Here is an 8,016-nt window from a genome sequence, read left to right as displayed (position 1 = left end):
CCCTTCGCGTGCTGCTTCTCGACAGCCTTCGCGGAACCGGCGTGGACGGCCTCGTCGAGACGACGCTCCAGCTCGGCCAGCTTCCCGGCGGTCGTGTGCAGGTCGATGCTGGGCTCGTTCTCGGGCTGAGGGGTGGCTTCGGCGCTCACGGTGCTCCTTTGGACTTCGGGCGGTGCGGGGGCCAATCTAATGCCCGTGCCACCTTTCGCGATGCGACGCCCGTCACTTGACCACTCCCGGCTCGATGCGCTAGCGGGTGGATGGCGCGTCGAGATCCTCGACTCGACGCCCTCGACGAACGCCGAGCTCGCCGCGCGTGCGCGCTCGGGCGAGGCGCCCGGCCTGGTGATCACCACCGAGCACCAGACCGCCGGCCGTGGCCGGCTGGACCGGGGGTGGACCACTCCGGCACGCTCGGCGCTGACCGTCTCCGTCCTGCTGCGGCCCCCGGCCTCGATCTCCGTGGAGCGGTGGCCGTGGCTGCCGCTGATGACCGGGGTCGCGGTCGCTTCCACGCTGAGGAAGAAGGGGTACGCGGCCGGGCTGAAGTGGCCCAACGACGTGCTCATCGAGGGTCTCAAGGTGTGCGGAATCCTGATCGAGCGGATCGAGGGGCCCGAAGGCGCGTTCGCGGTGATCGGATTCGGGCTCAACACCTCGCAGACGCGTGAGGAGCTGCCGATCGAGACCGCCACCTCGCTGGAGCTGGAGAGCGGTGCGCCCGTCGACCGCACCGAGATGCTGGTCGCGATGCTGGAGGAGCTCGGGGCTGCGTACGAGATCTGGGAGTCGGATCCCGCCGAGCTCGCCCGCCGCTACCGGGAGCTGTCGGTCACGGTCGGCGAACAGGTGCGGGCGGAGCTGCCGGGCGGGGAGGTCTGGGAGGGCGTGGCCACCGAGATCGACGACTTCGGCCGGCTGGTCATCGCGACCGACCAGGGGTCGCGGGTGGTCGGCGCGGGTGACGTGATCCATGCCCGCCTCCGGCCGCGGTCGTGACGGGCGGCCACGACGGACCGGATGGCATGATCTGTTCGTGGCGAAATCGAAGCAGCCCGTCAACCTGACCTCGGCGGAGGTCGCCGAGAAGGCCGGCGTGAGCCTGGAGCAGGCCAAACGCCTGTGGCGCGCTCTCGGATTTCCTGAGATCAAGGACGACGAGGCGTTCTTCGACGAGGCCGACGTGCACGCGCTGGCCAAGGCCCACGAGATCTCGGGGAACGGCCTGGTCAGCTTCGACCTGGTCGTGAACCTGACCCGTGGCATCGGGCAGTCGATGGCGAGGCTCTCGGACTACGAGGTCTCCGCGCTGCTGCACCACGTCGAGACGCAGAACGAGGACGAACGCTCGCCCGCCGAGCTGCTGAAGGCGACCGTCTCGGTCTCGGAGCAGTTCGAGAGCGCGTTCGAGGAGATGATGATCTTCGCCTGGCGCCGGCACATGCGAGCGGCGCTCGCGCGGGCCGAGGCGTCGATCGCGGGACCCGAGGAGCAACTGGGCACGGTCTGGCAGACGGTCGGGTTCGCCGACATCGTCTCGTTCACCGCACTGTCGAACACGCTGACCGAGGAGAAGATCGGCGACCTGGTCGAGCTCTTCGAGTCGAGATGCGCCGACGTCGTGGCCACCTGGGGCGGCCGGATCATCAAGTCGCTGGGTGACTCGGTGCTCTTCGTCAACGACGATCCGCTGCAGGCCTACGGCACCGCCGAGGGAATCATCAACGTGATCGGCCGGGACCCTCGGATGCCGGACGTACGTGTCGGCCTGGCCTCCGGCAACGTCGTCTCGCGCCTCGGGGACGTGTTCGGGCCGCCCGTGAACATGGCTGCGCGGCTGACCGCCGTCGCCCGACGCAACCGGATCATCGTGGACGAGGCCACGGCCGCGACGATGCCCGAGGACGAGTTCGAGACCCGGCGACTGGCCGCCCGACCGGTGCGAGGCTTCGGGATCGTGGAGCCGGTCGCCGTCCGTCGTGTCTGAATCGTGACCTTTTAGGGTGTTGCTGACCTGCGATTTCGCAGATCTGTTCACATTCCGTTGTAGTTAACAGTCGATCAACGCGGGGCGTCGATCGCTTTACCTCGACGCGCCTTCGTGGGCATGGTTGAGAGCGCCGTTCGGGGGCGCACGTTTGTCATGCCCATTTCGTTGCACCATGGCACGAAGATGTCAGTGGCAATATCGTGCAATCCTTTGCCAAGGGCTCTTTACCTCCCTAATGTCGATCTCATGATCGAGGTACAGGAGATCAAGCTCGACCCGGAAACCCGGCGAGCATGGCGGAACGATGAGGAGCTGACGCTCTCTCGCAAGGAGTTCGACCTGGTGCATGCCCTGATCAAGAGGGCTGGCGACGTCGTCTCCCGCGACGAGTTGATGAGGGACGTGTGGAACGCGACCTTCTACACCTCGTCGAAGACCATCGACGTGCATCTGGGATGGGTGCGTCGGAAGCTGGGCGACGACCCTCGTAAGCCCCACCTGATCACCACTCTGCGCGGCAAGGGACTGCGCTTCGAGAAGGCCTGACCTTCTCTCAACCTGCCGGGAGCCGGATTTCGCGGATATCGTGAGGGGGATCCGCGAAATCGGCTCCAGCAGGGCAGTTTCCTTATTCTGTCCGTCGTGACCCTCGCACCGACACTTGCGATCATCGGCGGCGGCCAGCTGGCCCGCATGATGGCTCAGCCCGCAATCGCGCTCGGCCTTCCGCTCCGGCTCCTCGCCGAGGGCGAGGGGGTATCGGCCGCTCAGGTCATCCCCGACCAGATGGTCGGCGACTACCGTGACCTGGACACGTTGAAGAAGGTGACCGAGGGGTGTGAGGTGGTCACCTTCGACCACGAGCACGTCCCGACCGAGCACCTGCACGCGCTCGAGGCTGCCGGTGTCGCGGTTCGGCCTGGGCCCGATGCCCTCGTGCACGCCCAGGACAAGGGCGTGATGCGCTCGCGGCTGACCGAGCTCGGCATCCCGTGCCCGCGCAACGCCATCGTGTCGTCGGTCGCCGACGTCGAGGCCTTCGGCTTCCCGTGCGTCCTCAAGACCACCCGCGGCGGCTATGACGGCAAGGGCGTCTGGGTCGTACGCGACGTCGCCGATGTCGCCGAGCCGCTTCGCGTCGCCGAGGAGGCTGGGGTCCAGGTCCTTGCCGAGGAGCTCGTCGACTTCCGCCGTGAGCTCTCCGCGATCGTCGCCCGTTCGCCCAGCGGTCAGGCCGCTGCGTACCCGGTTGTGCACACCTACCAGGAGAACGGCGTCTGCAAGGAGGTCATCGCTCCGGCGCCCGACCTCTCTCCCGAGCTCGCCGTCGAGGGTGAGCAGATCGCGCTGCGCATCGCCGGTGAGCTCGGCGTCGTCGGCATCCTGGCGGTCGAGATGTTCGAGACCGTCGACGGCCGGCTGCTGGTCAACGAGCTCGCCATGCGTCCCCACAACACCGGTCACTGGACCCAGGACGGTGCGGTCACCTCGCAGTTCGAGAACCACCTGCGTGCCGTCATGGACCTGCCGCTCGGCTCTCCCGCGCCCCGCGCGAAGTGGTCGGTGATGGTCAACATCCTCGGTTCCTCCCAGCCCGACGTCGGCCGGCTCTACGACGGCTACCCGCACGCCATGGCCCGCGACCCCCACCTCCGCGTCCACCTCTACGGCAAGGAGATGCGCCCCGGGCGCAAGGTCGGCCACGTCAACGTCTACGGCGACGACCTCGACGACTGCCTCGAGCGCGCCCGCCACGCCGCCGACTGGTTCCAGGGCGACCTCGGCAACGACTCCGACTGACCGTCGAAGCGTCAGCCCCGTCGGCCGAGGCGTCACCCCGGTCGGCCGAGACGTCGCTCGCGTCGGCCGACGTGGCACTGAGCTGCCAGCTCGGCCGACGTACGTGACGCCTCGGGCGACCTAGGCGACGCTTCGGCCGACGTAGCCGACGCCTCGGCTGGGGTCAGACGCCGAGGCGCTGGCGTTCGGTGGCGACGACCTCGCGGGCGATCTCAGCGTCGGAGGCTTCGGTCGCGAGGGCGGTGACGGCGTCTTCGGGTTGGGAGGTCTCGTAGGCCTCCGGGCTGCTGGCCGCGGTGGCACTGACTCGGGCGAAGTCGTCGAAGAGCTCGGCCTTGGCCGCGAGGAAGTCGTGGACGCGCTGGTCGACGCCGACCTCGGAGAGCAGGCGGTGTACCTGGACCGACTGGAGCTGGCCCATCCGGCGGGCGCGGGCGATCGCCTGCCATTCGATGGTCGGCTTGAGCTGGGGTTCACAGATGACCACGACCGACGCCGACTGGATGTTGAGACCCACGCCACCGGCGACGATCTGGGTGACCAGCACGGCGCCGTGGCCGGCTGCGGAGAACGTGTCGACCATCTGCTGGCGTTCCTCGGCAGGCACCGACCCGGTCAGCGGGCCGAAGACCTCGCCCGGCAGCAGCGTGACCAGATCGTCGAGGACCTTCCTGAAGTGGGAGAACACGATCACGCGGCGGCCGTTCTCCTCGGCCTCCCCGACGATCTCGATCAGTCGCTCGACCTTGGCCGACGCGGTGCCCTGGAGCATGGCGGCCTGGCGCATGGCCATGAAGTTGCCGTCGCGGACGCACTCTGCGTACGCCCGTTCGTCGGCCACCGACAGGGGCAGCCAGTCCTCGACCTCGACGAGGTCGGGGAGCTCGGTGAGCACGTCCTCCTGGTTGCGGCGCAAGTAGACCGGCGCGACCTGCTTGCGGAACCGGTGCGGGTTGAACTCGTCGGCGGAGAGCAGCAGGTCGGGGCGAAGATAGGAGACCAGGTTGCGGAACTCGTCGATGCGGTTCTCCATCGGCGTGCCGGTGAGCAGGATGGCGCGCTCGGAGGCGTCCAACGCTCGGCGTACGCGTTCGGTGCGCTGGGTGCGCGGCGACTTGATCATGTGGGCTTCGTCGACCACGACGCAAGCGACCTTCACCTGGTCGAGGAAGGGCTGGATCGCGTTGAGCGTCTCGTAGGTGGTCACCGCGACGCCGCCCTGCTCGACCCAGATCTTGGCGGCCTTCTGGCGGCGATTGCCGTGGAGCCGGTGGGGGATCAGGGTCGTCTTGGAGTCCGTCTCGCGCACCCAGTTGGTGACGACGGCGGCCGGGCAGACCACGAGAGTGTGGGATGCGCCCATCGCGTGCAGGTGGGCGAGCACGGCCAACGACTGGAGCGTCTTCCCGAGCCCCATCTCGTCGCCGATGATCACCTTCATCTGCACCAGCGCGAAGCGGACGCCGAAGTGCTGGTAGCCGCGCAGCGACGCGGTCAGGTTGTTCGTGCGCAGCTCTTGTGCCCGTACCGCCTCGATGATCTCGGCCGACAGGTCGCCATGGATCTTGTCCTCGTCCTCGGTGAGGAAGCCGAGCTCGGAGAGCATCGCGTAGTAGTCGGCCGGGCGCCGCTCGAAGTCCTCCCACGGGTCCGCCGGCCGGTTCCCCGGACGGATCCGGCGGGCCATCTCCGCCCGGTGGGCGATCGCCCGCAACGCGGCCTGGAAGTCGTCGAGGCTGGCCGCGTTGGCCAGGATCAGGTGGAACCTCGCGCCGCTGTCGAGCGAGCGGATCAGCGGTCGTAGCGACTGGATCAGGGCGAGCTCCGCCCCCGCGTCCTTGGTGCGCCGCCCGGCCTCCCACTCCGCCAGCCGGGCGAGCAGCCTGGTGGCCGCCGGAGTGCGGCGCTCGTGGTCGATGGCGAGCGGCATCTCGTCGTAGGTGCGCTGCCACAGCGCCTGCGCGGCCTCCTGCATCCGCATCGCCGTGGCCGGGCCGACACCAGGGAGCTCGCGCAGGTCGGAGGCGGGATGGATGACCTCGTGGACGGTGCGGATCCCGGCCTCGAGGAGGGGCTCGATGCGTACGAGGTCGGCGAGCTCGTCGACCGGCAGGGCTCTGACCGCGGTGTCGGTGTCGGCGCTCCGGACGGCGTTGCCCGCGTCGGTGGCGGCGCGGCGAGCCGGCTCCTCGGAGCGCCTGGCCTCGTTGAGCGCGTCGGCCTCGTTGCGCAGGACGAGGATCCCCTTGCGCGGGGCCAGCACGGCCTCGGAACCCAGGCGGTGTCCTGAGCTTGTCGAAGGGTCGGAGAGGGCCTCGAGGAGCCCGACGCTCGGCAGCAGCGCCTCGCGGACCCGCACCCGGCGCCGGTCCGGCCGCCGGGTCAGCTCAGCCAGCCGGGCCGGCGCCTGGATCTCGCCGGCCCAGCGGTGCAGGTCGAGGATCCGCCTGCCCGCCAGTTCCGCGTCCGCCCGGCGGTCACCGCGTACGAACAGGCGACGGGCCCCGGCCGCCCTCCTCGCTCGCGCCAGGTCCTCGGTGGCACCGGCCAGCGCCTCGACGAGCTCCTGGGTGGTCTCGTCGACGGGCTCGAGCGCGTGACGCCGGGCGATCGCGGCCAGCCGTGGCCCGTCGCTGCGGTCGAGCGCGATGCTGCGCCAGGCCACCTGGGCCGCTCGCTTGAGCTCGGCGGCGCTCGCCCGGTAGTGGTCGACCGCCTCGGCCGCCTCCCGCTCGATCACGGTCCGCGCTTCCCTCGCCGAGGCCGCCTGCCGGGACCACGACGAGACCTGTCGTACGCGGGACGGCAGCGCCTTGCGCTCCGCCTTGGTCAGCCCGGTGAACCGCTCGACCGAGGTGGGGTTCGGCGGCGTGCTGACGACGAGGTCGGTGCTCGTAGCTGGATCCATCTGCCTTTGTGGGGGTCGTCGGGGACTGCGGGACGGGCGTCGGAAGACCCTAGCGGGCGGCACCGACATGCAGATGACGGACAGAGGTCGGACCGGTGACACGATGCGAGTCACGCGGCGCATAGCCTGTTCCCATGAGCGCTCGCGTAGGCATCGTGATGGGATCCGACTCCGACTGGCCGACGATGAAGGCCGCGGCCGACCTCCTCGACGAGTTCGGGATCGAGTGGGAGGCCGATGTGAAGTCGGCCCACCGGATGCCGCAGGAGATGCTCGACTACGGCCGCGAGGCCGCGGGTCGTGGTCTTTCCGTCATCATCGCCGGTGCGGGCGGCGCGGCCGCGCTGCCCGGCATGCTCGCCTCCGTCACCCCGCTGCCCGTCATCGGTGTCCCGGTGCCGCTGAAGTACCTCGACGGCATGGACTCGCTGATGTCGATCGTACAGATGCCCGGCGGCATCCCGGTGGCCACGGTGGCCATCGGCAACGCCAAGAACGCGGGCATCCTCGCCGCCCGCATCCTCGGCGTCGCGGACCCGGAGCTGCAGCAGAAGCTGGTGGCGTACGAGAAGTCCCTCGCCGAGCTCGCCCGCGAGAAGGGCGAGGTCGTCCGACAGGCTACGTCCTAGCTCCGGACGCCCGCCCTGGCACGCTCGAACCAGATCTTGCTCGGGCAGGTGTCCATGACCATCGGTACGCCGGCCGCGGTGGTGCGCTCGAAAGCGGACTCGTCGACCACGCCCATCTGGAACCAGACGCCACCGGCGCCGATCGCCACGGCCTCGTCGGCGAACTGGCCGGCGGCCTCGGAGCGGCGGAAGACGTCGACGACGTCGATCTTCCCGACGGCCGCGGCGGCCTCGGCCAGGGTCGCGTAGACCTTCTCGCCGAGCACCTCCTTGCCCTCGGCGGCGGCGCCCGGATGGATCGGGATGATCCGCTTGCCGTGCTGCTGGAGCTCCTGGGCGATCGAGTAGGCCGTACGCCACGGGTCGCCCGAGAGGCCGACCACGGCCCAGGTCTCGGAGTCGTCGAGGAGCGTGTCGATGGTGTCCTGGTCGAGCCATGCGGCAGTCATGTGGAGCGCAACAACAACAGCACTTCGGGGATTCCGTGACCCGCCGACGTACTGGCGAGTAGCAAACAGGCATAGACTCCGGGACATGAGTGCCGAGTACCCGTTGTTCGCCCTCTCCGAGGAGCACCAGGAGATCCGCAAGGCGATCCGTGAGATCTGTGATGCGAAGATCGCGCCGGCTGCGGCTGCGGTCGATGAGGAGGCTCGGTATCCGCAGGAGGCGCACGACGCGCTGGTGGA

At 69.3% G+C, this 8,016-nt stretch carries 8 protein-coding genes; 6 read left to right on the top strand and 2 right to left on the bottom strand.

The window, feature by feature from the left end; genetic code table 11:
* Window positions 1-210 precede the first annotated feature (210 nt).
* The 4 genes from ACFVDI_RS28275 to ACFVDI_RS28260 all read left to right on the top strand — a co-directional run bounded on the left by ACFVDI_RS28275 (window position 211) and on the right by ACFVDI_RS28260 (window position 3,790).
* Entirely contained in the window at window positions 211-999 is a 789-nt protein-coding gene (locus ACFVDI_RS28275) for a biotin--[acetyl-CoA-carboxylase] ligase (protein WP_378912206.1), read from the top strand.
* Between the two features lie 37 nt (window positions 1,000-1,036).
* Window positions 1,037-1,987, top strand: coding sequence for an adenylate/guanylate cyclase domain-containing protein (locus tag ACFVDI_RS28270; protein WP_378912205.1), 951 nt, complete (start codon window positions 1,037-1,039; stop codon window positions 1,985-1,987).
* A gap of 249 nt (window positions 1,988-2,236) precedes the next feature.
* A complete protein-coding gene (locus tag ACFVDI_RS28265; RefSeq protein ID WP_040757211.1) occupies window positions 2,237-2,536 on the top strand; it encodes a winged helix-turn-helix domain-containing protein in 300 nt (99 codons plus the stop codon).
* A gap of 96 nt (window positions 2,537-2,632) precedes the next feature.
* Window positions 2,633-3,790, top strand: a complete 1,158-nt coding sequence (locus tag ACFVDI_RS28260; protein ID WP_378912204.1) for a 5-(carboxyamino)imidazole ribonucleotide synthase — start codon at window positions 2,633-2,635, stop codon at window positions 3,788-3,790.
* A gap of 163 nt (window positions 3,791-3,953) precedes the next feature.
* Here ACFVDI_RS28260 and ACFVDI_RS28255 read toward each other — a convergent pair whose 3' ends face one another.
* Window positions 3,954-6,698, bottom strand: a complete 2,745-nt coding sequence (locus ACFVDI_RS28255; RefSeq protein ID WP_378912203.1) for an SNF2-related protein — start codon at window positions 6,696-6,698, stop codon at window positions 3,954-3,956.
* A 134-nt stretch (window positions 6,699-6,832) separates the two neighbouring features.
* Between ACFVDI_RS28255 and purE the strand changes: the two genes are divergently transcribed.
* Window positions 6,833-7,327, top strand: a complete 495-nt coding sequence (gene purE, locus ACFVDI_RS28250; RefSeq protein ID WP_378912202.1) for a 5-(carboxyamino)imidazole ribonucleotide mutase — start codon at window positions 6,833-6,835, stop codon at window positions 7,325-7,327.
* On the opposite strand, the gene ACFVDI_RS28245 is transcribed toward purE, so the two are convergent.
* A complete protein-coding gene (locus ACFVDI_RS28245) occupies window positions 7,324-7,776 on the bottom strand; it encodes a CoA-binding protein (RefSeq protein WP_378912201.1) in 453 nt (150 codons plus the stop codon). The genes purE and ACFVDI_RS28245 overlap by 4 nt on opposite strands.
* Between ACFVDI_RS28245 and ACFVDI_RS28240 the strand changes: the two genes are divergently transcribed.
* The coding region (locus tag ACFVDI_RS28240; RefSeq protein WP_378912200.1) for an acyl-CoA dehydrogenase family protein at window positions 7,745-8,016 on the top strand (272 nt) is incomplete at its 3' end. The two genes, ACFVDI_RS28245 and ACFVDI_RS28240, sit on opposite strands and share 32 nt — an antisense overlap.

It is taken from the genome of Nocardioides sp. NPDC057767, assembly GCF_042798275.1.
Taxonomy (GTDB): Bacteria; Actinomycetota; Actinomycetes; order Propionibacteriales; family Nocardioidaceae; genus Nocardioides.
This window is presented reverse-complemented; position numbering and strand designations above follow the sequence as displayed.

Excerpts from the sequence above, each read along its gene's own strand:
- ACFVDI_RS28275 (WP_378912206.1), top strand. The coding sequence starts at position 211 with ATGCGACGCCCGTCACTTGACCACTCCCGGCTCGATGCGCTAGCGGGT.
- ACFVDI_RS28265 (WP_040757211.1), top strand. The coding sequence starts at position 2,237 with ATGATCGAGGTACAGGAGATCAAGCTCGACCCGGAAACCCGGCGAGCA.
- ACFVDI_RS28255 (WP_378912203.1), bottom strand. The coding sequence starts at position 6,698 with ATGGATCCAGCTACGAGCACCGACCTCGTCGTCAGCACGCCGCCGAAC.
- purE (WP_378912202.1), top strand. The coding sequence starts at position 6,833 with ATGAGCGCTCGCGTAGGCATCGTGATGGGATCCGACTCCGACTGGCCG.
- ACFVDI_RS28245 (WP_378912201.1), bottom strand. The coding sequence starts at position 7,776 with ATGACTGCCGCATGGCTCGACCAGGACACCATCGACACGCTCCTCGAC.